Consider the following 26,192-nt stretch of genomic DNA (forward strand, 5'->3'; position numbering starts at 1 on the left):
GGGCTCCGGGATTCCATGGCGCAGCGCGACACCCTGGCGGCCAACGCATGCGCAAGGGTCGGCGGTTCGGCGTGCCGACCATGGTCTTCAACGGCGAATTGTTCTGGGGCGGCGATCGCATCGACGTGCTGATCGAGCGCATCAGGAATCCGGAATCGATCGCAACGGCGCTGGGCAGCCGCCACGGGAGGTGAAGCGGGCCTCGTGCTTTAACTAGTTACTGGCCAAATGCTGCCAGCACCCGGTGCGCTCCAGCACCGGCCGCAGCGCAGCCCGGCTTTCCACATCGAGGGCGGAAAACTTGTCGCGAAGCTGCTGCAGGCACTTCACCTGATATTTGAATGGCGCGAGCGCATAAGGCAGGCCCCAAACATTGATCTCCAGCCGCTCGAGGCCTTTGGCAAAGGCCTCCGCATTGGCGACAAGGAACGGCAGATAGAGTTCGCCGGCAATTCTCAATAGCGCTTCGGCCATGCCACCAAGCGCTTGTTCGCGCAGGTACCACTCCCCTTCCACCCCCGATGCATCATCCAGCCGCCGCACCCAGTGATCGGCGAACGGCGCCTTCGCGCGCATGATCCGCATCGGCGTCGGATCGGTCGCCATCTCGCTGAGCTGGCCGAACCACGCGAAATCGGCGAGCGACGGCTGGCTGCCGAACAGATAACTGGTCATCCCGACATGCGGCTCGAATGCCGCGAGTATCCGCAAGAAACTCTCTTCCAGCAGCGGCTTGTTTTCCGCCGTCGCGCCGAGAATGACCATGCGCGAAATCTGCCGCTTCCGGAATTGCTCGATTTCCTCTGCGCTGCCGGTTTCGGCGTCCGACACCGACCATTCCTCGCCGGCCCAGCGCGCGACGTAGGCCTGATCTTCCGGATCCCACCAGCGATAGAGAAATAGCGGCTTCACCGCCCATTCGTCGGCGAGGTCTTCCAGGAGATCGCAGATAAACGCGACCGACGTATCGTCGGGAATAACGGAGCGCTCCTTGTGACGGCTCTCCAGATCATAGGCCAGCGTCGTGGTCTCGCCGCGATAGGTACCGTCTGGATACTGCAGCACCGGAATCAGATTGGGCCGCAAATGCTCGGTCGCCTTGCGCAGTGCCTTGGTCATGATGACCCAGTCGAACGGAACCCTCCGGTATCGCAGCAGCGCGCGCAACTTGATGGCGTAAGGCGACGCAGTCGAGCCGATCAGCCGGTAGCGTCCTTCAGTCATGGCATTCACCTCGTCCGTGCCATAGCGCATTCGAATTTTAACCGCCAGACCTGCAATAACGCCTGCGGTGCTCGCCTTGCAGCGCAGCGAATTTTGCAGCTATCCTGCCGGCCAATGATCCGGCCCCGCCCGGCCCAATAATTCAACCGTGGAGAAACGCCATGAATCCTCCCGTCAGTTCGCCCGCCGTCAAGGTCGTAAAATCGGTTCGCGAGCAGGTGAGCGCGGAGGAATGGCAGGCGCGGGTCGATCTCGCGGCCTGCTACCGGCTCACCGCGATGTACGGGATGACCGAGATGGTGGCCAACCACATCTCCTGCCGTGTGCCCGGGACAACCGACCAGTTCCTGATCAATCCTTATGGGATGCTCTACGAGGAGATCGACGCTTCCAGCTTGATCAAGATCGATGTCGACGGCAACACGCTGTTCAATGCGTCGGACTACGACGTCAACGTCGCCGGCTTCGTCATTCACAGCGCCATCCACATGGCCAAGCACGACATGGACTGCGTGGCGCATACGCATACGCCGGCCGGCATGGCCGTCTCGGCGATGGAATGCGGGCTGCTGCCACTGGCCCAGACCTCGATGCGGTTTCTCCACATCGCCTATCACGATTTCGAAGGCATCGCCGACAATGTCGACGAGCGCGAGCGGCTGGTGAGAGACCTCGGCGACAATGAAGCCATGATCCTGCGCAACCACGGTCTGCTCGTCGTCGGCCGCACCGTGCCGGCGGCCTTCAACGTCCTGTTTCGGCTCGAGCGTGCCTGCCAGGTTCAGGTCATGGCGTTGTCCTGCAATACCAAGCTGATCTACCCGCCGCAGAATATCCTCGAAGACACCTATGAGAGAATGCAACCGAAACCCGGCCGGGGTGCCCGTAATGGTGACCTCGCCTGGCCGGCGCTGCTGCGCAAGCTCGATCGGACTGATCCGTCTTATCGGAACTGAAAGTTCATCCATTCGTCAGGTACGCCGCCTCCGCACGATCTTTGGGCGGCGCCTGCCTGTAATTTGATCGCACATACCGTCGCTAAATCGCCGATGCTGATGTCAGGCGTAGTGACAGGTGCGTCCGATGAAGACATTCATTCGCGTGGTTGAATTGTGGGTGCCCGACCGAACCCGCACGCGCCTGGAGTTCGGCGGCTGTCTTTGCAGCGAAGAGTACGCGGAGTTCAAGGCCGTCAGCGAAAACGCCCTGTTCGCCTATGACGAAGGCCTGCCCGGCAAGGCCTGGGCCGCAGGGCATCCCGTCATCCTCACCGAATTCGCAAACTCCTACTTCAAGCGCACGGACGAGGCGATCGAAGCCGGCTTGACCTGCGGCGTGGCGCTGCCGGTCTTCGCCGGCGAATTCCTGATGGCCGTGATGGTGCTGTTCTGCGGCGACGACGAAAAGCACGTCGGCGCCATCGAGCTCTGGCACAACGATCCGGAGAAGTCCCACGAGATGGGCCTCGTCGACGGCTATTACGGCACCGCCGACATGTTCGAATTCAATTCCCGACACACAAAATTCCCGCGCGGGTTCGGGCTGCCCGGCCGTGCCTGGAAAGCCGGCATGCCGCTCATCATCAAGGACCTGCACAACGCCAAGAGTTTTCTGCGCTGGGAGGAAGCGAGCGAAATCGGGATCAATTGCGGCGTCGGCATTCCCTACGTGACGCCGCCGGAGCAAACCTGGGTCATGACGTTCCTATCTGCGCAGGCAACGCCGATCGCGAGACGCTTTGAGATCTGGGTGCCGAACCCGTCGCGAACGGAACTGGTGTTTCAGTCCGGCGATTGCAGCAAGAATGCCGACCTGGCCTCGCTTTATGCGTCAAAGACCATACGCAAGGGCGAAGGCAGCATCGGCGGTGCCTGGGCGACGGGCATGCCGGCCATCAACGAACATCTGAAGGTCGATGAATCGATCGCGGCGCAGCTCGCACGCGCTGCCGGCATGAACCAGATCGTCGTTCTTCCGGTGATCGAGAACGCCCTGCTCAAGGCCGTGCTCGCCTGGTATCTCTGAGCGGCCGCGCAACTGATCAGAATACAGGCGGCTGCCGCAGCGTCCTGAAATAGTTCCGCACCTCCCGCACGAACAGATCGGGCTGCTCGAAAGCCGCGAAGTGACCACCCTTCGGCATTTCGCTCCAGTGCTGGATATTCGTGTAGCTCGCTTCCATCCATTTCCGCACCGGCGTGACGATCTCCTTGGGAAACACGGCGACGCCCGTCGGTATCGTCACCTTGAACGGCGTGCGACGCTTGGGCCCAAAACTCTCCCAGTACAGGCGGGCCGACGAGGCGGCGGTCGCCGTCACCCAATAGAGCATGACGTTGTCGAGCAGTTCATCGCGGCCAAGGATGTTCTCGGGGTGGCCGTCGCAATCGGTCCAGGCCCAGAACTTTTCCAGAATCCAAGCGGCCTGTCCACTCGGCGAATCCGTCAAGCCGTAACCGAGTGTCTGCGGCCGGGTCGATTGCTGCTTGGAGTATCCGGAATCCCAATCGGCGTAATGCTGAATGCCGTTCAGGGCGCGGGCTTCCTCCGGCGTCGGCTGCCCTTCCACGTTGGGCCGCGTCGACATCGCTAGCGTGATGTGAATGCCGGCGCAATGTTCGGCGTCCTGCGCGCCGATTGCGGTCGTGATCGCCGATCCCCAGTCTCCGCCCTGCGCGCCATAGCGCTGATATCCAAGGCGATCCATCAACACCGCCCAGCTTGACGCGATGCGCCCGACGCCCCAGCCGGTTGTCTTCGGCTTCTCAGAGAAGCCAAAGCCCGGCAGTGAGGGACAAACGACGTGAAACGCGTCGGCGGCGTTGCCGCCGTGCGCGGTCGGATCGGTCAAAGGCTCGATCACCTTGTGAAACTCGACCACCGAACCCGGCCAACCATGCGTGATGACCAGCGGCATCGCTTCCGGGTGCGGCGAACGGACGTGCAGGAAATGAATGTCGAGCCCGTCGATTTCGGTGGTGAACTGCGCAAAGCGATTGAGCCGCGCCTCGCGCCCACGCCAATCGTACTCTTGCGCCCAGTAGTGGCAAATGTCCTTGATCCATTTCAGCGGTGCGCCCTGGCTCCAGTCCTCGACCAGTTCGGCTTCCGGCCAGCGCGTGTTGCGCAGCCGCGACTTGAGATCGTCGAGCACGTCGTCGCCGATCGAGATGCGATAGGGTTTGATTTCAGCGCTCATGAAAGAACCTTTCGTACCTCAGCCGAAGCTACTCCCCGGCGCGAGAGATAGATGCGCGCCGCGTTACCGCCGAAGATAGCGGCCTTTTCATCCGGCGACAGACCGGCCAGCAGGGTTTCGGCGGCGGCAAGCCATTTTTCATAACCGCCCGCGAGATTGACCACCGGCCAGTCGCTTCCCCACAGCAGGCGATGTGGCCCGAAGCACGCAACGACATGATCCACGGCCTTCCGTAGATCCGCAATTTGCCAGCTTGGTGCGGCCTCGGTCGCCAAACCCGATAGCTTGCAGACGATGTTGGGGCGTTCGGCGAGCGACGCGATATCGCCCTGCCAGATCGCGAGCTCGCCGGTTGCAAGTCGCGGCTTGGCGCAATGATCCAGCACGAACTGCAGCTCAGGATGATCATCAACGACCCGCAGCAGTCGCGACAAGTGGCGCGGCAGCACCAGCGCGTCGAATACCAGGCTGTTCCGGGCCATCGCCGCCAATAGCGGTGCCAAGGCAGGGCGGAGCAGCCAATCGTCATCGGGAATGTCCTGCACCATCGGCCGCAACCCAATCAGGAGTTTGTGGGCTGCGAGTGCATCAATGCGCGCCTCGCCGTCGGCTGCGTCAAAGTCCGTCCAGCCGACCACGCCGCGCACGACCTGCCCCTTCGCTGCGATGTCGAGCAGAAACATGGTCTCCGCCTCGGTCGGCGCAGCCTGCACCAAAATCGTCCCCTTGATGTCAGCGGCGGCGAGGTGCGGCGCCAAGTCCGAAAGCGAAAAGTCACGATGGATCGGAGCGAGCGCGAGCGTCAGCCAGCCATAATCGCCCCGAGCGAGGCTCCATAAATGATGATGCGCATCGATCCGCATCAGCCGCCTACCGGCTTCGGAACGGGCGCTTCCGCATCCAGCAAACGCTCGGCCTTCAGATCGGCCCATAGCGCGGTTGGCACTTTGCTGGACAGCGCGGCGACGTTGCGCTCGACCTCCTGCGGAGTCTGGCCTCCCAGCACAACGCTCGCCACCGCCGGATGGCCCAGAGCAAAATGCAACGCCGCGGTTGGCAGGGCAACGCCATGCGCACCACATACACGTTCGATCTGCGCCACCTTTGTCAGGACTTCGGGTGGCGCATCCCTATAATTGTATTTGGCCCTGCTCACCGGCCCGGTTGCCAGAATACCCGAATTGAATACGCCGCCGAGCAACACACCGATTCCCTGTTGCTGCGCAAGCGGCAGAAACTCCGCCAGCGCCGGCTGCTCCAGCAGGGAATAGCGCCCGGCGAGCAGCATGGTGTCGAACGATCCGGCCTGCGCGAAACGCACGCACATCTCGGCCTCGTTCACGCCGATCCCGATGCCCGCAACAACGCCCTCTCCGCGCAGCCGGTCCAGCGCCACATACGCACCAGCCATCGCTTCGCGAAACCGCTCCTCGATCGCGTCGATGCCATGAGTCCAGACGTCGACGTCGTGGATCAGCAACAGGTCCAGCCGGTCGGTCCCCAGCCGCAACAGCGACTGTTCCACCGAACGCATGGTGCCGTCATAGGAATAGTCGAACATTGCCCGGTGCGGCAGCCCTCCCACAAAGCCGGAACCGTCGGCTCGCCGATGAAACGGGTCCATCCAGCGGCCGACCTTGGTGCAAACGATGATGTCCTGGCGCGGCACGCGCCTGACCACGGTGCCGCAACGATGTTCGGCGAGGCCGTTGCCATAGTGCGGGGAAGTGTCGAGAAGATTGATACCCAGCTCGAACGCGCGTTCCACCGTATCGATGGCCGCGTCGTCATCCAGTTGCACGAAGAGATCACCAAGCGGCGCGGTTCCGAATCCCAGGACCGAAACCTGAAGCCGCGTCCGACCAAGGGCACGGCGCGGCAGTGTGAATACTGGTTTCATATTGACCGGCCCTTTGCCCCGTCGCGGCGATGCGCCTTTTCTTAACCGTTTCAGCCCCCGGCTGGAGAGTGATTTTGCCACCGACAAGCCTCGAGCGGAAGTCAATCCGACGCATGAACGGCAAGCCTCACATGCAACTACGCCTGATTCAAAGCCTGCGTAATGTCTGCGATCAGATCAGAGGGGTGCTCAATGCCGATCGACAATCGGATCGTGGAGTCGAGAACACCGATCTTTTGACGGATTTCAACCGGAACGCCGGAGTGGGTCATGCTTGCCGGCAGGCTGGCAAGCGATTCCGTACCGCCCAGACTCACCGCAAGTTTAAAGATCTGCAGCGAGTTTAAGAATTTGAATGCGGCGGCCTGGCCGCCGACAATATCGAACGAAAACGTGGATCCCGCGCCGGTGCATTGCCTCGCGAACAGACGGCCGGCGGGAGAGGTTTCGTCGTGATGAGCGAGGTAGTGAACCCTCCCTACCTTGTCGTGGTCGCGCAAATAATCCGCCACGAGCCGTGCATTCTGGTTGGCCTTTTCCATCCGCAAGCCCAGCGTTTCGAGCGAGCGGCCGAGCATCCAGCAGGAATGAGGATCCAGTTGGGTGCCGATCGCGCTTCGCAACGCCTTGATGTCTTTCATGAGGGCCTTTGAGCCGAGCGCAGCGCCGGCGATCAGGTCGGAATGGCCCCCGACATATTTGGTCAGCGAATACAACGACAGATCCGCGCCATGTTCGATCGGCCGCTGGAACACCGGCCCGAGCAACGTATTGTCACACGCGACGATCGGCATGTAGCCCTGCGCCTCGCCGATGTTGTCGGCGATGCGGCGGACCATCGCAATATCGACCAGGCCGTTGGTGGGATTAGCCGGGGTTTCAATGAGAATCATCGCAACCCGCCCCTTTTGCATGGCGTCGTCCCCCGCCAGTTCGACAGCGGCTTCTTCGATGCCGTCGGCAAAGCCCACCGCGCTGATCGAGAAGCCTGCAAGCGTTTTCGCAAGCAGCGTTTCGGTTCCGCCATAGAGCGGCTGCGAATGCAGGATCACGTCGCCCGGCCGTGCGAATGCGAGAATCGCGGTCGCAATCGCCGACATCCCGGACGAGAACAGCGCACAGGACTCTGCGCGCTCGTAGACGGCGAGCCTGTCTTCGACAATCTCGCTGTTGGGATGATTGAACCGTGAATAGACGAGGCCCGCGCCCGTCCCCTCGGGCGGCTCGCGCCGGCCCGAGACGAAATCGAAGAAGTCTTGTCCGTCTTCGGCGGTCCTGAAGACGAAGGTCGAGGTCAGGAAGACCGGTGGTTTGACGGCTCCTTCCGACAGTTGCGGATCGTAGCCGTAGTTCAGCATCAGCGTTTCGGGATGCAGCACGTGGTTGCCGATATGGGTCTTCGACGGAAACGGTTTCACCATGGCCTCTCTCGCTGTCTTGAGGGAACATCGAGCCCGACGCGCACCATCGGCGGCATAAACTCTCCGGTGCGCTACAACGCCAGGCTGGGTAGATCGAGCCCGTTGGCACGGGCGCATGCAACCGCGCTTTCATAGCCCGCGTCGGCATGACGCATGACACCCGTCGCGGGGTCGTTCCAAAGTACCCGCTCGATACGGCGCGCAGCTTCCGGGGTTCCGTCGGCGACAATCACCATGCCGGCGTGCTGCGAATAGCCTATGCCGACGCCGCCGCCGTGATGCAGCGAAACCCACGTCGCTCCACTGGCACAGTTGAGCAGCGCATTGAGCAGCGGCCAGTCGGACACCGCGTCCGAACCATCGCGCATCGCTTCGGTTTCGCGGTTCGGGCTCGCAACTGAGCCGCTGTCGAGATGATCGCGGCCGATGACGATCGGCGCCTTCAATTCGCCGCTCGCCACCATTTCATTGAACGCTAGGCCCAACCGGTGGCGATCACCAAGACCAACCCAGCAAATCCGCGCCGGCAATCCCTGGAACTTGATCCGTGCCTTCGCCATGTCGAGCCAGTTGTGAAGATGCTTATCCTCCGGCATCAGCTCCTTCACTTTGGCATCGGTCCGGAAGATATCCTCGGGATCGCCCGATAGCGCTGCCCAGCGGAACGGCCCGACGCCGCGGCAGAACAGCGGACGAATGTAGGCCGGAACGAACCCGGGAAAATCGAATGCGTTCTTCAATCCCATGTCCTTCGCCATCTGGCGGATGTTGTTGCCATAGTCGAGCGTGGGAACGCCCTGTGCGTGGAAATCCAACATGGCCTGGACGTGGCCGACCATCGAGGTCTTTGCGGCCGCTTCAACCGCTTTCGGATCGGCCTGGCGTTTCGATTCCCATTCAGCAAGCGTCCATCCCTTTGGCAGATAGCCGTTGATCGGATCGTGCGCGCTGGTCTGGTCGGTGACGATGTCCGGCCTGACGCCACGGCGCACCAGCTCGGGAAAAACATCGGCGGCATTGCCGAGCAGACCGACGGAGACCGGTTGCTTGCTCTCCGCTGCTTGCGCCATGATCGATAGCGCCTCGTCAAGCGTGCTCGCCTGCTGGTCAAGGTAGCCCGTGCGCAACCGCATCTCGATGCGGCTCGGCTGGCATTCGATCGCGAGCATCGACGCCCCGGCCATCGTCGCCGCAAGCGGCTGGGCACCGCCCATACCGCCGAGACCCGCGGTCAGGATCCACTTGCCCGCGAGGCTGCCGCCGTAATGACGCCGCCCCACCTCGACAAATGTTTCGTAGGTTCCCTGCACGATGCCCTGGCTGCCGATATAGATCCACGATCCGGCCGTCATCTGCCCGAACATCATCAGCCCCTGCTTGTCGAGGGCGTTGAAGTGATCGAGCGTCGCCCAGTGCGGCACCAGGTTCGAATTGGCGATCAGGACGCGCGGCGCATCGGCGTGGGTGCGGAAAATTCCGACTGGCTTGCCTGACTGGACCACCAATGTCTGGTCGCCCTCAAGCTTGCGCAGCGAGGCAACGATGCGGTCGAAACTCTCCCAGTCGCGCGCGGCGCGGCCGATTCCGCCGTAGACGACGAGTTCGCTCGGCCTTTCGGCAACATCAGGATCGAGATTGTTCATCAGCATTCGGAGCGGCGCTTCCGTCAGCCAGCTCTTGGCGGTGATCTCAGGCCCGTGGGGCGCCCGGATGATGCGGTCGTTGTCCAATCGGCGGTTCATGACAAATGGCCTCTCTCGGCAAGGTTTGGAAACGGGTTGCTCTCAAGCACCGAAATCGCGGCGGCCGGCAAGTTGCCGGCTTCGACCAGCGCAGTTGCGTTCGCAAGATCGGCGGCCATGTAGCGATCGCCACCTAACGCCGGCACCTGCTCGCGCAGTACTGCGATAACCGCCGCCAGCGCAGGACTGGTCGAATGCGGCGCACGCAGACCGATGCCTTGCGCCGCAACCAACAGCTCGATGCCGAGAATGGTGGCAAGATTGTCAGCCATATCGGACAGCCGGCGTGCCGCGTGTGCGGCCATCGACACATGATCTTCCTGATTGGCGCTGGTCGGCGTCGAATCGATCGAGCAGGCTGTGGCGCGTTGCTTGTTCTCGGCATAGAGCGCGGCGGCCGTGACTTCGGCGATCATGAAGCCGGAGTTGAGACCGGGATCGGGGGTCAGGAACGGCGGCAGGCCGAAGTTCAGCGCGGGGTCGACGAGGGTCGCGATGCGCCGCTCGCTAATGGCTCCGATCTCGGACAAGACAAGCGCGATCTGGTCGGCGGCAAAGGCGACCGGCTCGGCGTGAAAATTTCCGCCGGAGACGATTTCGCCGGTCTCAACCAGTACCAGCGGGTTGTCCGTGACGGCGTTGGCCTCGATCGTCAACGTGCGGGCGGCTTGTACCAGCAGGTCGAGCGCGGCGCCGGCCACCTGCGGCTGGCAACGCAGACAATAGGGATCCTGCACGCGCTCGTCGCCTTCGAGATGCGACATGCGGATATCGCTGCCCTCGAGCAGCACTGTAAGCGTTGCGCCGGCGGCGATCTGCCCGGCATGCCCCCGCAATTGCTGAATCTCCGGGCGGAACGGGGCGGTCGACGCCATGGCAGCGTCGACTGACAACGCGCCCGTCACCAGCGCAGCGCAGGCGAGGCTATGGGCGCGCAACAAGCCGGAAATGGCATAGGCCGTTGAAAACTGCGTGCCGTTGATCAGGGCAAGACCTTCTTTCGGGCCGAGGGTGATCGGCGCGAGATTGGCCGCGGCCAGCGCATCGCGGCCCGGCACAATTTTTCCGCCGACAAGCGCCTGCCCTTCGCCGATCATGACAGCGGTCATATGCGCAAGCGGTGCCAGATCGCCGGATGCACCGACCGATCCCTGCTGCGGTACCAGAGGATAAATGCCTCGCGCCAGCATGGCCTGGAGCTGCTCGATGATTTCACGGCGAACGCCCGAGGCGCCTCGTCCCAGCGAGATGATCTTCAGCGCCATCATCAACCGCACGATCGGTTCGGGCGTAGGAAGCCCTACCCCGCAGCAATGCGACACGATGAGGTTTCGCTGCAGCAGCGCGGTCTGGTCGGGAGGAATTCGTTTCGACGCCAGTTTTCCGAACCCGGTATTGATGCCGTAAACCGGTGCTTGCGCATCCGCTGCCTTCGCAACGATGGCCGATGCCGCCTCGACGCGCGGCCAGAACGATGGATCGAGCACAACGGCCGCCCCTGCAAGCACCTGCGCCAGATCGTCGAGGCTGACCCGTCCGGGCGAGACGACAATGGGTGCATGCCGGTCGCTCATTTTCCCCTCCACACCCGGCGGTGCAGCGGGTTGAAGCCCATCCGGTAGATCAGCTCGGCCGGCCGATCGATATCCCAGATCGCGAGATCGCAATATTTGCCGGCCTCGAGCGTGCCTGTTTCATCCAGAATACCCAGCGCACGCGCGCCTTCCCGGGTCACGCCGGCGAGGCATTCGGCAACGGTCATCCGGAACAATGTCGCGCCCATATTCATGGCGAGCAAAAGCGACGTCAGCGGCGAGCTGCCGGGATTGCAATCGGTCGCGAGCGCCATGTTCACGCCGTGGGCGCGGAACAGTTCGATCGGCGGCTTCCTCGTCTCGCGAATGAAGTAGAACGCACCTGGCAGAAGCACCGCTACCGTGCCTGCCCGCGCCATGGCGGCAACACCGGCCTCATCCGTATGCTCCAGGTGATCGGCGGACAGAGCGGAGAATTCCGCGGCGAGCGCGGCGCCGCCGAGATTCGACAACTGATCCGCATGCAGTTTGACCGGCAATCCCAGCGCCTTGGCCGCGCGGAACACGCGCGCCGTTTGCTCGCCTGAAAACGCGATGCCTTCCATGAAGCCATCAACCGCGTCGGCGAGCCCGGCGCTCGCCACAGCCAGCAGCATGTCCTGGCAAACCAGATCGATGTATCGATCCTTGTCGCCATCGGCTTCCGGCGGCAGCGCGTGCGCGCCAAGGAACGATGTCCGGATGGTGACCGGTCGGTTACGGCCCAGCGCACGCGCGGCGGACAGCTGACGCATCTCGGTTTCCGTATTGAGCCCATAGCCGGATTTGATCTCCAGCGTCGTCACGCCCTCGCCGATCAGGGCGTCGAGCCTCGGCAGCGCGCCGGCAACAAGTTCGGCCTCGCTGGATGCTCGCGTCGCTGCGACCGTCGAGACAATGCCGCCGCCCGCGCGCGCGATCTCTTCGTAGCTTGCTCCCTGCAGCCGCAGCTCGAATTCGTGCGCGCGGTTTCCGCCGAATACCAGATGGGTATGACAATCCACCAGCCCGGGCGTGATCCACCGCCCCGCGCAGTCGATCCGTTCGGCCGCATCGGCATCAGATGGAAAGTCGGAACGGCTGCCTGCGAAGGCGATGCGGCCGTCGCGGGCGGCGACCAGGCCGTCCTCAATCACACCGAACTCGGGCAGATCCTCCCGGACCGTGGCGAGCCGGGCGTTGAGCCAGATTCGATCGAAGCGCTCGGCCATGCAGCTCTCCTCGGCGGCAGGAGCTTGACGTATCTATATGTCTATACATAAAATCGTGTTGGTATTCTGTCCAGCCGGTTTGGAAACATGTCCACTCTGCATTTCGGATCAGCACTGCTCCCTTCGGGCTGGGCCGATGACGTGCAGGTGGTGGTCACAGATGGAACCATCACGCAGGTCTCGAGCGGCGTGGCGCCGGAAGAACACGATGAACGCCACCCGTTGGCAATCCCCGGAATAGCCAGCCTGCATAGTCACGCATTCCAGCGCGGCATGGCGGGGCTCGCCGAAACACGCGGCAATTCCGCCGATACGTTCTGGACATGGCGCGAGACGATGTATCGCTTCGCGCTGGAGATGACGCCGGAAGACACCGAAGCCGTCGCAACGCTGCTCTATGTCGAGATGCTCGAGCGTGGCTATACCCGCGTCGGGGAATTTCATTATCTGCATCATGATCGCGATGGCGCGCCGTACGCCAACCCTGCGGAGATGGCGACGCGAATTGCGCGGGCCGCCGAGATCTCCGGCATCGGGCTTACATTGCTGCCGAGTTTCTACGCGCACGGATCATTCGGTGGAGCGCCACCGCATCCCGGCCAGCGCCGTTTCATCTGCTCGGTCGACCAGTTTGCCAGGCTGACAGCCGCCACGCGCGCGGCCATCCGCGCGCTACCGGGTGCCAATGTCGGCGTTGCGCCGCACAGCCTGCGGGCCGTGACGCCTGATGAACTGGCGGCCATTGCACCGCTGGCCGAAGGCGGACCGGTGCATATTCACGCCGCCGAACAGACGAAAGAAGTCGATGAATGCATCGCCTGGTCGGGGCGGCGGCCGGTTGAGTGGCTGCTCGAACATGCACCCGTCGATCAGCGCTGGTGCCTCATTCACGCAACTCACATGACATCAACGGAAACCGCCGCGCTTGCCGGCAGTGGCGCGGTCGCAGGCCTCTGCCCGGTGACTGAAGCGAGCCTCGGCGACGGCATTTTTTCAACCCGCGAATTCCTGGACGCAGCTGGCCGGTTCGGCATCGGCACCGATTCCAACGTGCTGGTCGGCGTCACCGACGAATTGCGCCAGCTCGAATATGGCCAGCGGCTAAAACACCGGGAGCGCAATGTGTTGTCCGGTGGTCCGGGCGTCTCAACCGGTCGCGCGCTGTTCGACGCAGCGCTCGCCGGCGGCGCCCAGGCGCTCGCGCAACCGCTCGTCGGCCTCCAGGCCAGTGCACGCGCCGACATCGTGACCCTCGACACCACGCACCCCTCGCTCGCGGGACGCCGCGGGGATACCGTCCTCGACGGCTGGATTTTTGCAGCGGGCTCGGGTGCCGTCGCCTGTGTCTGGGCGGGCGGAGACAAGCTCGTCGAGAATGGACGTCACCGCCTCCGCCAGCAGGCGCGCGCCGCATTCAATGCGGCAGTACGGAGGCTCGTGGCATGAGCCTCGCCACCGACCGCGAGAAACTTCCGGCGGCCGACAAGCCGACGCTGTACAAGCAGATCCGGCTCGACATCGAGCGGAGGATCCTGACCGGTGAATGGCCCCCAGGTCACCGCATTCCGTTCGAGCACGAGTTGATGGCGCGCTATCGCTGCTCGCGCATGACGGTGAGCAAGGCGCTGTCGGACCTGGCGCAAGCCGATCTGATCGAGCGGCGCCGAAAGGCCGGCACGTTTGTACGCCGTCCCACTTTCCTGTCGGCGGTGCTCAAGATCGCCGATATCCGCGCCGAGATCACCGCGCTCGGCCGCGCTTACGGCTATGAGTTGATCCAGTGCTCGCGCCGCACCGCGACCGCCGCCGACCGCGCCCGTCTCGGGGCACGGCAGACCGGCAAGGTGATCGCGATCGCGTGCCGGCACAGCGCGGATGATGTACCTTTCGCCATCGAGGACAGGCTGATCGATCTCGACGCCGTGCCCGAGGCGGCTGCGGCGGATTTTGCGACCGAACCGCCCGGCTCGTGGCTGCTTCACCATGTCCCGTGGACGGAAGCCGAACATTCGATCTGCGCCATTGTGGCCGACCAACAGGCCGCGGCGGCCCTGGACATTGCGATCGGCGCGCCGTGCCTCGTGATCGACCGGCATACCTGGCGCAGCGCGCGGCCGCTGACGGCTGTGCGCCTGCTCTATCCGGGCGAGTCTCACAAACTGGTTGCCCGCTTCAAGGGCGGCTGAGAGGCAGATCTATGCGTATGAAGTACGGCACAGTTTATGCAGCAGTAGGACGAACAGAACCAAATCCATACGTCAGGCAGAAGGAAGACAATCATGTCCAGTTTTAGAATATTCGCCGCAACCGCCGCTCTTCTAGTGTCAGCGCCAGCCATCGCGCAAGACGTCAAGGTCGCCATCGGGATTTCCGGATGGACCGGGTTTGCGCCGCTGACGCTCGCCAACCAGGCGGGCATCTTCAAGAAGAACGGCCTCGACGTGACGATCAAGAAGATCCCGCAGAAGGACAGGCATCTGGCCATTGCCTCAGGTGACATCCAGTGCGCGGCGACCACGGTCGAAACCTGGATTTCCTGGAATGCCAATGGCGTCGCGACCAAGCAGATCTTCCAGCTCGACAAAAGTTACGGCGCCGATGGCATGGCAACGCGAAACGACGTTGCCTCGATCAAGGATCTGAAGGGCAAGACGGTCGCCGCGTCCGCACCCGGCACCGCTCCCTATTTCACGCTGGCCTGGATGCTCAAGAAAAATGGCCTTTCGGTCAAGGACGTCACGGTGGTGAACCTGGAGCCAGCCGCGGCGGCGCAGGCATTCGTGTCCGGTCAGAACGATGCGGCCATGACCTATGAGCCTTACCTGTCGACGGTGCGTGCCGCGCCGGACAAGGGCAAGATCATCGCGACCACGCTCGACTATCCGATGATCATGGACACGTTCGGCTGCACGCCGAAATTCCTGACGGAAAACCCGAAAGCCGCTCAAGCGCTGGCCGACAGCTATTTCGAGGCGGTGGCCCTGATCGAAAAGGACCAGGCCAAGTCCTACGAGATCATGGGTTCCGACGTGAAGCAGTCCGGCGAGCAGTTCGGCAATTCGGCAAAATATCTGCGCTGGCAGGACAAGGCCGCGAACCAGAAATTCTTCGCGGGCGAGTTCCAGGCCTTTACCAAGGAAGCCGCAGATCTGTTGCTCGAGATCGGCATCATCAAATCGATTCCGAAAATCGATGACCTCGTTGACACGAGCTACATCAAGTAGGTTCGGTCGGCGCAACTCCGGTCCCGCTTCCCACACGTGAGGAAGCGGGACTTCCCATGATCATCGTACCGCTTTGAGGAATTTGCCTTGTGATACGTCCCCTCGATCCCGTGACATCGAAGCAGCGCACGGTCTATGGCCTTGCGTTCTTTGTCCTGTTCGTGGCCCTGTGGGCATGGGCAACCTTTGGCGGCTACGTCTCGAAAACGTTTCTCGCCAACCCGCTGACCATGCTGCAGGAAGGTTGGGAGCTCCTGACCAAGCACGGCTTCCTGTTCGACATCGGCATGACGATCTGGCGGGTTGTCGGCGGCTTCGTGCTGGCGGCCATCATTGCGGTGCCTACAGGCGTTCTGATGGGCGCCTACAAGCCGATCGAGGCGTTCCTGGAGCCGTTTGTCTCGTTTGCCCGTTATCTGCCGGCGTCAGCCTTTATCCCGCTGTTGATCCTGTGGGCAGGCATCGGCGAGTTGCAGAAGCTGCTGGTTATTTTTATCGGCTCGGTGTTCCAGATCATCTTGATGATCGCCGTGAACGTCGGCAACACACGGCGCGACCTCGTTGAAGCAGCCTACACGCTGGGCGCCAACGACCGCGGCATCATCGGCCGCGTGCTGCTGCCCTCGTCTGCCCCCGAGATCGCGGAAATTCTTCGGCTCGTCCTCGGCTGGGCCTGGACCTATGTCATCGTCGCCGAGCTCATCGGTTCATCGTCGGGCATCGGCCACATGATCACCGACAGCCAGGCCCTGCTCAATACCGGCCAGATCATCTTCGGTATCATCGTCATCGGGCTGATCGGCCTCGTTTCGGACTTCCTGTTCAAGGCTTTCAACGCCTGGCTGTTTCCGTGGAAGCTGGCATGACCAAGCTGAAGATCGATCAGGTCACTCGCATCTTCCCTGCGCGCCAGGGCAACGCCCCCACGCGGGCTCTGGAGCCGACCGACCTCAGCGTCGGCAACAATGACTTCGTCACCATCCTCGGCCCGTCGGGCTGCGGAAAATCCACGTTGCTGCGCATCGTCGCAGGCCTAGACCGGCCGACAAGCGGCCGCGTTATCCTGGACGGGCTCGAAGTAACCGGGCCTGGCGCGGATCGCGGCATGGTATTTCAGTCGTACACGCTGTTCCCATGGCTGACAGTGCGTGAAAACATCGCGTTCGGCCTGCGCGAACGCGGGATTTCCGAGGCAGAGCGCGGCAAGATCGCCGACGGGTTCATCCAGCGGGTCGGTTTATCGGGATTTGAAAATCACTGGCCGAAGCAACTGTCCGGCGGCATGCAGCAGCGCACGGCCATCGCGCGCGCCCTCGCCAACGATCCCAAGATCCTGTTGCTCGACGAGCCGTTCGGAGCGCTGGACAATCAGACCCGCGCGCTGATGCAGGAAATGCTGCTCGGGATCTGGGAACGCGACCAGAAGACCGTGCTGTTCGTCACGCACGATATCGAAGAGGCGATCTTCCTCGGCAGCCGCGTCATCGTGATGAGCGCACGTCCCGGCTGTATCAAGGCCGAGATCGTGGTCGATCTACCCCATCCGCGATCCTACAAGATCAAGACCGCACCCGAATTCGTCAGGCTGAAAGAACGGCTCGTCGAAGAGATCCGTGGCGAGGCATTGAAGGTTGCGGTTGATGCCTGAAAGACATGATCGAGCGGCGAACTCACGGGCGAGCTCGGTAACGGTCGGGCGCTTAAGCAGCAGTTAATACTTTTGCGCAAAGGATAGACAACCAGCGCAACATTATTAGATCGCCGCAAGAAGTGCGAGTGGAACTCAGGCCCCTTATGAGGGATTGGCATGAGAACGCTTCTCATTGGTGTTCTGGCTGCGACCCTGGTTGGCTGTAGCTACCCTTCACTGCCCCTAGCGAACATGGACGCGTGCACCGACGCGACCGGGCTCGGCCGTCTCAACATGACCGCGGCCAGTCGGCCGGTTGAACCGGCGCCAGCGTCATCCAAGGCCAGTTCCGCGACAACAAAGGGAAAGCCCGGTGTCGCGGCGAAGACGGAAGCGCCGTCAACCGCCCACGTCCGTGACAGGTCCCATCTCGCTGCGAAAGAGGCGAAGTCCGCCGTCATCGAAGCGAAAGTCGAGGCTCCGGCATCTGTTCGGCCCGCTGAGACGTCCGATCCGGTCATTATCAAGGCGAGGACCACCATTGCTGCGAAGTTGGAGGACCCGGCGTCCGCCGAGTTCGGTGAGATGAAACGGGCCATCCGCAAGAATACGCTCGGGCAGCCCGTCGACACCATTTGCGGCCGTGTGAAAGGAAAAAAAGCGTCGGGCGAAGATACCGGAGACAGGCCGTTTCTATATCTCGTGACGGACGATGAAGCATACGTGGTCGATGGCTCCGCGAAGTCGGCGGCGGCGAGCGCGTATCGCAATATTTGCAGCTAGCCTGGAACAACCAGAACCGCTGCCAAGATCTATTGCCGCGGACCAGAAGGTCCCTGACGACGTTCCTGCGAACGAACTCGAAGTTCGGGAGCAACGTCGCGATCAGCAGCAATTCGCTGCAGAGTGTGTGGGGCAGACTTGCTCCATGGAAAATGGAAATCAAAACTGGTGGAGTGCCCAGCGTTTCTCTGAACTCGGGGATATCATGGACGATTTTACTAATCTCGCGGAACTAGCCCAGGGGTCACAAAACCCGCCGGTGATCGTGATCATCGAGCAGCATATCCTGGCGCGTACGTGCATCCTCAATATCCTCAAGAGAGAACTCACTGGATTCGAGATCGTCGAGATGGAAACGACGAGTAGCCTGAACTGGCTATCAGCCAGAGATATCCGCTTGATTGCGTTGAATATCGGGGACAAGCAGGTCACTGACCCTTCGATCGAGGATAGCCTCGCCCTCCTCGCAGAATCTTGCCCGAAAGCGTCCGTTGCTGTGTTGTCAAACCGCGATGACGACGCGACGGCTTCAGCTGCGATGCAACGGGGAGTGCGCGGCTTTTTTCCGATATCGATCCCGGTCGAAGTCGCTATCGCCGGGCTACGCCTGGTTCTTGCCGGTGGGGTCTACCGACCGTTACCGATCGTTGGGCAAAGTGGAGCGTCGAGTCTCAAGACGATGTCGGAATGCTCCGACGCACCCGAGTTGTTCGGAACCAACGAGGGTAACGGCGCCACCAGGATTGTGCCGGAGAAGGCGATGGTCGACCTTACGCCACGCGAAGAACATGTGCTCGAGGCGCTGCAGCTCGGTCTTCCCAACAAGTTGATTGCCGTCAGGCTCAACCTTTCGGAAAACACCGTAAAAATGCATATTCAACGCATCATGCGAAAATGCTCCGCTCATAACCGCACCGAGGCGGTCGTTCGCTGGAGCCGGCGAGCCAACGGTCATGCCCAGCCCTCACGCGTGCGGTCATCCTGAGGGCTGCCTGCGTTCGCAGTTCTGGTCGCAGCTTAATCCTCGCGGAACGCGCTGTGGAAACTGTCGAGCAGAGGGCTGAGGGCGTAGAGCGCCACGGTGCCGCGCCCCGTCTTGATGAACACCTGGACCGGCATTCCCGGAATAACCTGGACACCATCGATCCCGGCGCCTGTCGGATCCTGCACGCGAATCTTCGCTGCGTAGTAGGGTTGATCCGTGCGCTTGTCGACCAGACGGTCGGCAGACACGTGCGTCACAGTCCCATGGAGCGGTGGCACGCGGCGCTGATTGTAGGGCAGGAGATTCACTTCGGCGCTCAGTCCGGGACGGACCACATCGATATCTTCGGGCCTGACGCGCGCAATCACGATGAGCCGATCTTGCCGGGGAACCAGGTCCATGAGAGCTGCGCCGGCGCCGATCACGCCACCTCGGGTATGAATCCGAAGGTCCGTTACCACGCCATCCTGGGGCGCCTTGACGGCCGTTCGTGACAATTGGTCGTCGGCCGCCTGCAGTCGCTCACGTATCTGAAAAATCTGGTTTTGCACCTCGCGCAGCGACTGCGCGATCTCGTTCTGGCGGTCGTTCTCGAGTTTGAGAAGAGTTGCCTGCGATTCGTTGATAACCTGCCCGGCGCGCGATATCTGCGCGACAATCTCACCCCGCCGCCCCTCGATGTCAGCCATCTCCCGCTCGAGGTTCAAAAGCCGCGGACGCCGCTCAAGTCCCTTGTTAACGAGCATGGCGACGGTCGCCGCTTCTTCACGGACGATTTCGATGCGCCTTGAGGCCGCGCTTTCCTGCGCCCTGAGTCCCTCGATCTCCTTTTCCACCTGCGATCTTTTTTCCCGATTTACGGTCACTTGCGATTGAAAGACCTGCCGACGCGTCTCGAAGATGGCTTGCTGGCCGGCAAGAACATCCGTGACCGACGGAATAGCGCGCTGTGCCGTCTCCAGCCAGGCCGGAAACGACACCCGCTCCTCTCCGTGCTGTTCCGCCTGCAGCCGTGCTTCTCGTGCAATGGCCTCCCACAACTGGCCTTGCAGGCTCTGGGCTTCGGCGCGAGCCTTGGTGTCCTCCAGCGAGATCAGCGTTTGTCCGGCGCGGACAACGTCGCCGTCCGCGACCAGAATTTCCCTGATGATGCCACCCTCGAGATGCTGAATCGTCTTGCGGCTCGACTCGGATTCGACGGTGCCGACAGCAATCGCGGCGCTCTCAAGCGGGGCATAGGTTGACCAGGTACCGAGACCAACCACAAAGCCGAACACCAGCAGGTTTCCTGTCCAGGTGACACCGCGAAGCCGTTCGCGAAGCGCCGGCGGCGCCGATCTCAGCCACCGTGGGGCTTCCCAAATATCAACGTGAGCAAATGCAGTTTTCAGACGATCCCATCCCCTTCGGGCAAAGAGATCAGCATGCTTGATGTAAATCCAGGTGACGCGGCGCAGCCGATCGCAGAACGCTGGCGCCACCGATCTCAACCACCCTGAGACCTCTCGAATCCTGATCTGAGCGAATGAAGTTTTCATGAGATCCCGTTCCCTTCGGGCAAAGCGATAGGGAGAAGGTGTGCCGCAAGTCATGGCGAAATCGGTTGCGGTGAGGCGCCAATACTGCCTTCGCAGTTCTGGTCCGAACGACCTCGCACCGGTTCGCGCGAAGCAACTTGCGGGCGCGCCAAACACCTCTCGAAAACTTCCCTGCTCTCGCCGAAGGCGGTAACCGCGCCGTCCTGCATGATGGCAATCTTGTCCGTTACGCCCAGGATCCCGATCCGGTGGGTGATGATGATGACAGTGGTATTGGCCGCCTTCATCCATTCAATGGCGTCGAACAGCATGCGCTCGCCGAGCGCATCGAGGCTGGAGTTCGGCTCGTCGAGGACCACGAGGTGCGGATCGCCGAAGAACGCCCGTGCAAGGCCGAGGCGCTGGCGAAACCCGCGTGGAAGATTGGCGCCTCCGCCAACGAGGACCGTATCGTACGCCTGCGGCAGCCGAATGATGGTCTCGTGAAGGCCGGCCAGCTTTGCCGCTTCAATGACCTTCTGCAAATCGGCGTCGTCCAGCCGGGCAATGATGTCCTTTACCGTTTCTCCGAAGAGATCGATATCCTGCGGCAGATATCCGAGGCGCCGGCCGCCGCCCAGATCGCGCACGACTGAAATGTCGATGCCATCGAGCAGGACCGAGCCCGCCGTCGGACCGGAGATTCCCGCGATGATCTTGCCAAGTGTGGATTTGCCGGAGCCGGAGGGACCGATAATGCCAAGGCATTCACCGGGCGCTAGACAGAACGAAACGCCATTCAGGAACACGTGGCTCGTTCCTGGCAGGACGGCGGCGACATTGTTCACGATGAGATCGCCGTTCGGCCTGTCCGGGAGGGTCTTGACGTTCGCAACCGGGGCGACAGCGGACATGATGCCGTTGAGCCGGCGGTAGGCGGCCTGGGCCATCGCGAATGCCTTCCAGCCCGCAATCGCCCCTTCGATGGGCGGGAGCGCGCGTCCGAACAGCATGCTCGCAGCAAAGATGATGGCCGGGCTCCTGCCCTGTTCCAGGACGAGCCAGGCGGCAGTGCCCATGATCAGCACCTGCGTCAGCGCCCGCACGGGCTTGGAGATCAGCATGATGGTCTCGTGGCGGCGCTGGACCACCTCCTGCTCGCTCCTGGCATCCTGCGCAGCCTGGCGGATGAGGCGTGCGGCACCATCGAGCATTCCCATGGCCCTGATCACATGGAGGTTTCCGACCGCCATGCCGAACCATCCCTGGCTCCTCGTTTGTGCGGCGGCCGACCGCGCCAGCGGGCCCTCGGTGAGCCGATCGCCGAGAAGCCCGAGACCAAGCAGGAGAAGCGCGCTCAGCGTGCCGATCACGCCCAGCAACGGATGCACGAGGAAGAGAACGCCGAGGAAGAGCGGCGTCCAGAGCACGTCAAACAGGGTCGAGCAGGCTCCGGACTGGGCGAACTGACGCAGGGTCGTCAGATCGCGATAGGCTTCCGATGCCCGCGTTCGATCGGCTTCATACGCGTATTTGAAGCACGTGGAGAGCGTTGCCGGATGCAGTTCTTCTTCAAGCCACTCGCCCATCCGGCCCAATGCAGCACGGCGCAGTGCATCAAGCACGCCGCCAATCACGACGGTAAACCCAACGATGAGCGTCAACATCAGGAGCGTAGCGCCGCTACGGCTCGACAGGACGCGATCATAGATCTGAAGCAGATAGATGGAAGGCGCGAGAAGAAGGAGATTGTAGCTGCAGCTATACGCGAAGACGAGCCCGAGCGATCCCGCGCAAGCCCGCAAGGCTGCCTTCAACGGGGTTCGCGGTGGTGACATTGTTTGCAGCCGGAGCGGTGGCATCAGCATTGCGTTCCCGCCAGAGATCTGAAGTCCGACCCTACCCGTCCCGTTGTTTGCCGATTTCGCTGGCGAAGTGAGAACCGGCAGCCCCCGCTGCCGGTTCTCTGCCCCTCGGAAGCGTCGATCAGCCGTGCCCCATGCCTGAATCGTCGATATAGTAGGTCTCGTGACTGTTGAGCGAGTCGTTCAGGATATTGACGTCAACGTCACCACCTTTCGCGTAGTTTTCGTCTCCGCCATTGCCGCCGACGCCGGCCCACACGTTCTGACTCATATCCGCCTTGAGGTAGTTTTCCTGATAGGCCTTCGTGTTGGCATCCACGTCGGATTTGTTATGGCCGCTTTTCGATTCCTGGTCGCCATTCGAGACGGCTTTTCCGCCCTCTGCCTTGGAATGCTTCTCTGCCTTCGCATTCGCGCCGCCGGCGTCCCAGTATGCCTTCTGGTAAACGTCATCGCCGTTCTTGACGTGGACGTCGGCGCCTTCGGCCTTGTTGGTTGGATTGAATTTGATACTCGGGTTGCTGATGATATTGCCTTCGTTGTACCCGTCTCCACCGTTCCCTGCGCTGTTGCCGCCGGTCGAAATCTTGAGTGCGATCGTGTCGGAAGGAAATGCCTTTGCCTTTGCCATGTCAGTCTCCCTGATCTGGTTTGCACACTGTGCGTCCCAATGTGGACAGCAACGATCTTGGATTTGGATGCCGGATCGATCTAGCTGCCAAAGCTGATGCCACCCGAAGCGACGGTGTACGCCCGAAATGCTACCCTCTCGCCGCCGGGATACGGACAGCTCCAATCCCGCCAGAGCGTTTTCAAACGAAAGCCCACCCCGGGCTTGCTCCGGGGTGGGCTCGCGTCAAGAAAACACGTGAAATCAAAAATCCAGAGCCCCGTTTCGATTCTATCGAAACGGAATAAGCTCTAGGCATGATCCAGCAAGTGGAGGTCCGACAACAGCTGCATGGCGAAATCGCCGCCCAACGCAGCGTTGCCGTGGCCGCCGTCACCGCCGATTCCGGCCATCTGGATCGTGCTCTGATCGAACTCGACGTTGTTGTTTTGATGAGCTTCGGCCGTTGAATTGTAGCCGCCGACTGCAATGTTGATCGGGGCATAGATCGCCACGTTGACGTCGACCATGCTTCCCGAGAAATTGCCGTTGCCGCCGTTGCCGGCGCTGTTGTTACTGGTCGCGATGACGTCAGAGCCAATCAATTCGAAGATAGAAGAGAAAATGTCCGAACTTCCGCCAATCGCGGCATTGCCGTTCCCGCCATTCCCCCCGACGCCGGCCACCTGAGAAGCGGATTGATCGAACACCACATTGTTGGTCTGATCGGCGTTGGCAGTGGAATTGTATCCCGCCACCGCGATGTTGATCGGATAGTAAAACGCAAACGTCGCGTGAACGATGCCCCCGTAAAAGTATCCGTCTCCGCCGTTGCCGGCGTGGTTACCCCCGCTCGCGATCACATCGGAGCCAGTCCCGCCGTGGTCGGACGCGAAGCCTGACCCGCCGATGGTTTGGTGGGACCCGTGGCCAGTTCCGGAGGCCGACACATCTCCACCCATCGCGGCATTACCGTTCCCGCCATTGCCCCCGACGCCGGCCATCTGAAACGCGGATTGATCGAACACCACATCGTTCGTCTGATCAGCGTGGGCACTGGAATTGTATCCCGCCACCGCAATGTTGACCGGGGCATATACTGCGACAGGAGCATGCACCATTGCTCCAAAGAAGTAGCCATCGCCTCCATTGCCGGCGCTGTTGTCACCGGTGGCGATCGCGCCAGGGCCGACAGACCCGAACGCGCCGACGTTTCCGCCTAATGCGGCATTCCAATTGCCGCCATCACCGCCAATTCCTGCGATCTGGCTCGCGGACTGATCAAAATACGCAATGTTCGTCTGATAGGCGTCGGCTGTCGCATGGGAGCGGGCCTGCGCCACGTTTAGCGGCTCGAAAGCAGCGTAGCTCCTACCGATCAGGCTCCCGGCAAAATAGCCGTTGCCGCCATTGCCGGCGCTGTTATCTCCCGTGTGGGTCCGGAAGTTTGGCCACGAATCCGCGGAGAGCCACCACGAGGCTGATGCATCGTACCCGAGCGAATACTTGATGCCCCCGAGGTGAACACCGTCCGATACACTCCGAACACCCATCGCTGCTGCCCTACCGAAATCGCTTCGCGCCGACTGGACGGACGCTCCCGAACTCAAGAAAAGAATGTCACCGCGGCAGGCCAAAAGCCGAGTCGTCAATTCGGATCGCAAACGTTCGGGTGGCTGACATGATATCAGTTACATCCGTTCGGATGTGGAGTGGTGACGTACCGTGAATCCTGGACACCTTCTGCTCCAGATCTCCAGCTGAGCGAGACGTCGGAGTGGGTGAGTGCTCGGTGTATTAACCCTATTATTAGACTTACCTCGTCGCTGCTGCGAGTAAGTCAATTCTGCCGCGAACCCGCCTCATTGGATCCTAGAAATCGTTCTGCGGCGTTGGGCAGATTATTTCCCCCAACTCGGGGCAAGCATCTTCGTTGCGGAAGAGTAGATCATGATGAGGGTGGGTCTCATCGTTGTTGGCCTCAGCGCACTGATTATCATGGAGCTGGGGACACCGCCGCGCGCGAAGACAGGTGCGCCAGATCCGTTCGAGCAACTAACAGCCGACGTAAGCGTATCAGCCGACACGTTGGAGACGGCTGATCGGCTCGAAATCCACCGTTTGCAGCAAGAAGCATCGGTTCAGCCGACCTCACCTGCCGAACCAACACTGGCACCGGATGTGACGGCGGCCACGACTCCAGAAACGGATTTGAGCACTGTTAGGAGCCGTACAGACGACAAGAAGCACGTTCTCAGGAAACTAAGACCTAAACCCAAGTACACAGAGCACAACAAGAAGCCTAAGCCTAAACCCACAACATCCAACAAAGCTGCAAGGATGGATCGGTCGAAGGCGATGGTCGAGGTCAAGCCGTGTCGTCCATATTCCTTCGATAGTCTGCTTCAAGCATTGAACTTGTCCTCCCGATGCCAGACCTAGCACAATGGTTTTCGTGCAATGTCGATTCAGCCGGCGTGAAACCGGATCACGGCGCTCGCACAAGGGAAGCAGCGAGAGTGGACGAAATCAGACCGCCTCGCCTGGACGAGCGGTGCGCTACCGATAGATCGCGAGATTCGCTTTGCATGGCAATCGCCGCAATCGCTTTAACGGCGGCGATTGCGTTGGCCGTGATCTTAAGCCTCTACATACTTCGCAATACTTATCCAAACCGGCAGACAATCGAGGCAATCGACGTCAAGGCTCTGGTGGAGCGCATCATCAAAGTCGAATCGACGGGAATTGCGAATAAGAGGAACAAGCTTTCCAGCGCCACAGGGGCGGGTCAATTTCTTGATGACACATGGCTCGAAGCCGTCCGAAAGCATCGCCGCGATCTGATCAAAGGCCGCAGCGATAAAGAACTCTTAAAGCTACGCCGGGACGCAGAACTCACTCGCGAGATCATTACGCGGCTGGTTGAGCAATATGCCAGGACACTGCAAAAACGGGGTCTGCCCCTCACGTCCGGTTCTCTCTATCTAGCCTATTTTGCTGGACCAGCCGGCGCCGTGGCTCTGCTATCCGGCGCAGAACATGCCGACGCCGCATCCGTTATGGCCGCCGCTGACGCGACTGGTCGAACCACCCGCCAAAAACTTGTCAGGGCTAACCCATTCCTCGAGGTACTAACGGCAGGCGACCTCAAGAACTGGGCCGATCATAAGATGCGTGGTATCTAGATCGCCCTGTTCTCGACATCGGGTGTTGCAACAAAGTTGAGATGTCCCTAACTCTGCAAAGTTGAAATGTCACTCGGCGGCCTCGCTGGTAGTGTGAGCCGGCGCCGCGGAGACCACCATAT

The 26,192-nt window shown here is 61.5% G+C and carries 24 protein-coding genes; 12 read left to right on the forward strand and 12 right to left on the reverse strand.

Annotated elements, in window-relative coordinates; translation table 11 throughout:
* The first annotated feature begins 47 nt into the window (after positions 1–47).
* Positions 48–194, forward strand: a complete 147-nt coding sequence (locus IVB22_RS23940) for a hypothetical protein (protein WP_247519709.1) — start codon at positions 48–50, stop codon at positions 192–194.
* Between the two features lie 19 nt (positions 195–213).
* Here IVB22_RS23940 and IVB22_RS23945 read toward each other — a convergent pair whose 3' ends face one another.
* Entirely contained in the window at positions 214–1,224 is a 1,011-nt protein-coding gene (locus tag IVB22_RS23945) for a glutathione S-transferase N-terminal domain-containing protein (protein ID WP_247519710.1), read from the reverse strand.
* Between the two features lie 161 nt (positions 1,225–1,385).
* Here IVB22_RS23945 and IVB22_RS23950 point away from each other — a divergent pair, with 161 nt between their 5' ends.
* Together IVB22_RS23950 and IVB22_RS23955 are read left to right on the forward strand one after the other, a co-directional pair.
* Positions 1,386–2,180, forward strand: coding sequence for a class II aldolase/adducin family protein (locus IVB22_RS23950; RefSeq protein WP_247519711.1), 795 nt, complete (start codon positions 1,386–1,388; stop codon positions 2,178–2,180).
* 127 nt (positions 2,181–2,307) lie between these two features.
* Entirely contained in the window at positions 2,308–3,249 is a 942-nt protein-coding gene (locus tag IVB22_RS23955; protein WP_247519712.1) for a GAF domain-containing protein, read from the forward strand.
* A 16-nt stretch (positions 3,250–3,265) separates the two neighbouring features.
* Here IVB22_RS23955 and IVB22_RS23960 read toward each other — a convergent pair whose 3' ends face one another.
* The 7 genes from IVB22_RS23960 to hutI all read right to left on the reverse strand — a co-directional run bounded on the left by IVB22_RS23960 (position 3,266) and on the right by hutI (position 12,271).
* Positions 3,266–4,423: an epoxide hydrolase family protein gene (locus IVB22_RS23960; protein WP_247519713.1), complete on the reverse strand. Its 1,158-nt coding sequence runs from the start codon at positions 4,421–4,423 to the stop codon at positions 3,266–3,268.
* On the reverse strand, positions 4,420–5,286 hold the full coding sequence (locus IVB22_RS23965; RefSeq protein ID WP_247519714.1) for an amidohydrolase: 867 nt from the start codon (positions 5,284–5,286) through the stop codon (positions 4,420–4,422). The genes IVB22_RS23960 and IVB22_RS23965 overlap by 4 nt, the downstream gene beginning before the upstream one ends.
* The gene (locus IVB22_RS23970) at positions 5,286–6,323 is read right to left on the reverse strand and encodes an aldo/keto reductase (protein WP_247519715.1); all 1,038 of its coding nucleotides are present in this window, start codon (positions 6,321–6,323) and stop codon (positions 5,286–5,288) included. The genes IVB22_RS23965 and IVB22_RS23970 overlap by 1 nt, the downstream gene beginning before the upstream one ends.
* A 137-nt stretch (positions 6,324–6,460) precedes the next feature.
* Positions 6,461–7,744, reverse strand: a complete 1,284-nt coding sequence (locus IVB22_RS23975) for a cystathionine gamma-synthase family protein (RefSeq protein ID WP_247519716.1) — start codon at positions 7,742–7,744, stop codon at positions 6,461–6,463.
* A gap of 71 nt (positions 7,745–7,815) precedes the next feature.
* Positions 7,816–9,486, reverse strand: coding sequence for a urocanate hydratase (gene hutU, locus IVB22_RS23980; RefSeq protein ID WP_247519717.1), 1,671 nt, complete (start codon positions 9,484–9,486; stop codon positions 7,816–7,818).
* The gene (hutH, locus tag IVB22_RS23985) at positions 9,483–11,060 is read right to left on the reverse strand and encodes a histidine ammonia-lyase (RefSeq protein ID WP_247519718.1); all 1,578 of its coding nucleotides are present in this window, start codon (positions 11,058–11,060) and stop codon (positions 9,483–9,485) included. Before hutH ends, hutU begins: the two co-directional genes overlap by 4 nt.
* The gene (gene hutI / locus IVB22_RS23990; protein ID WP_247519719.1) at positions 11,057–12,271 is read right to left on the reverse strand and encodes an imidazolonepropionase; all 1,215 of its coding nucleotides are present in this window, start codon (positions 12,269–12,271) and stop codon (positions 11,057–11,059) included. Before hutI ends, hutH begins: the two co-directional genes overlap by 4 nt.
* 87 nt (positions 12,272–12,358) lie before the next feature.
* On the opposite strand from hutI, the gene IVB22_RS23995 reads away from it, so the two are divergent.
* From IVB22_RS23995 to IVB22_RS24025, 7 genes are all read left to right on the forward strand, one after another.
* Positions 12,359–13,717 carry a formimidoylglutamate deiminase gene (locus tag IVB22_RS23995; protein ID WP_247519720.1) on the forward strand — a complete coding sequence of 453 codons (1,359 nt, stop codon included), beginning with the start codon at positions 12,359–12,361 and terminating at the stop codon, positions 13,715–13,717.
* Positions 13,714–14,457, forward strand: coding sequence for a histidine utilization repressor (hutC, locus tag IVB22_RS24000; RefSeq protein ID WP_247519721.1), 744 nt, complete (start codon positions 13,714–13,716; stop codon positions 14,455–14,457). The genes IVB22_RS23995 and hutC overlap by 4 nt, the downstream gene beginning before the upstream one ends.
* Before the next feature lie 93 nt (positions 14,458–14,550).
* On the forward strand, positions 14,551–15,495 hold the full coding sequence (locus IVB22_RS24005; RefSeq protein WP_247519722.1) for an ABC transporter substrate-binding protein: 945 nt from the start codon (positions 14,551–14,553) through the stop codon (positions 15,493–15,495).
* Between the two features lie 92 nt (positions 15,496–15,587).
* Positions 15,588–16,361 (forward strand): ABC transporter permease, encoded by a 774-nt coding sequence (locus IVB22_RS24010; protein WP_247519738.1) that lies wholly within the window; start codon positions 15,588–15,590, stop codon positions 16,359–16,361.
* On the forward strand, positions 16,358–17,143 hold the full coding sequence (locus IVB22_RS24015; RefSeq protein WP_247519723.1) for an ABC transporter ATP-binding protein: 786 nt from the start codon (positions 16,358–16,360) through the stop codon (positions 17,141–17,143). Before IVB22_RS24010 ends, IVB22_RS24015 begins: the two co-directional genes overlap by 4 nt.
* A gap of 159 nt (positions 17,144–17,302) precedes the next feature.
* Complete coding sequence (locus IVB22_RS24020) at positions 17,303–17,908, forward strand: hypothetical protein (RefSeq protein ID WP_247519724.1); 606 nt, start codon at positions 17,303–17,305, stop codon at positions 17,906–17,908.
* A gap of 145 nt (positions 17,909–18,053) precedes the next feature.
* Positions 18,054–18,893 (forward strand): response regulator transcription factor, encoded by an 840-nt coding sequence (locus tag IVB22_RS24025; protein ID WP_247519725.1) that lies wholly within the window; start codon positions 18,054–18,056, stop codon positions 18,891–18,893.
* A gap of 32 nt (positions 18,894–18,925) precedes the next feature.
* Here IVB22_RS24025 and IVB22_RS24030 read toward each other — a convergent pair whose 3' ends face one another.
* The 4 genes from IVB22_RS24030 to IVB22_RS24045 form a co-directional block, all read right to left on the reverse strand.
* Entirely contained in the window at positions 18,926–20,257 is a 1,332-nt protein-coding gene (locus IVB22_RS24030; protein ID WP_374207634.1) for an HlyD family type I secretion periplasmic adaptor subunit, read from the reverse strand.
* 224 nt (positions 20,258–20,481) lie between these two features.
* Positions 20,482–22,248, reverse strand: a complete 1,767-nt coding sequence (locus IVB22_RS24035) for a type I secretion system permease/ATPase (RefSeq protein ID WP_247519727.1) — start codon at positions 22,246–22,248, stop codon at positions 20,482–20,484.
* Positions 22,249–22,396: 148 nt separating this feature from the next.
* Positions 22,397–22,906: a hypothetical protein gene (locus tag IVB22_RS24040; protein WP_247519728.1), complete on the reverse strand. Its 510-nt coding sequence runs from the start codon at positions 22,904–22,906 to the stop codon at positions 22,397–22,399.
* Between the two features lie 290 nt (positions 22,907–23,196).
* Entirely contained in the window at positions 23,197–24,438 is a 1,242-nt protein-coding gene (locus IVB22_RS24045; RefSeq protein ID WP_247519729.1) for a hypothetical protein, read from the reverse strand.
* A gap of 397 nt (positions 24,439–24,835) precedes the next feature.
* On the opposite strand from IVB22_RS24045, the gene IVB22_RS24050 reads away from it, so the two are divergent.
* Positions 24,836–25,327: a hypothetical protein gene (locus IVB22_RS24050; protein WP_247519730.1), complete on the forward strand. Its 492-nt coding sequence runs from the start codon at positions 24,836–24,838 to the stop codon at positions 25,325–25,327.
* Between the two features lie 146 nt (positions 25,328–25,473).
* Entirely contained in the window at positions 25,474–26,070 is a 597-nt protein-coding gene (locus IVB22_RS24055; protein ID WP_247519731.1) for a lytic transglycosylase domain-containing protein, read from the forward strand.
* The last annotated feature ends 122 nt before the right edge of the window (positions 26,071–26,192 follow it).

The sequence above is a fragment of the Bradyrhizobium sp. 190 genome, assembly GCF_023073415.1.
In the GTDB taxonomy this organism is placed as follows: domain Bacteria; phylum Pseudomonadota; class Alphaproteobacteria; order Rhizobiales; family Xanthobacteraceae; genus Bradyrhizobium.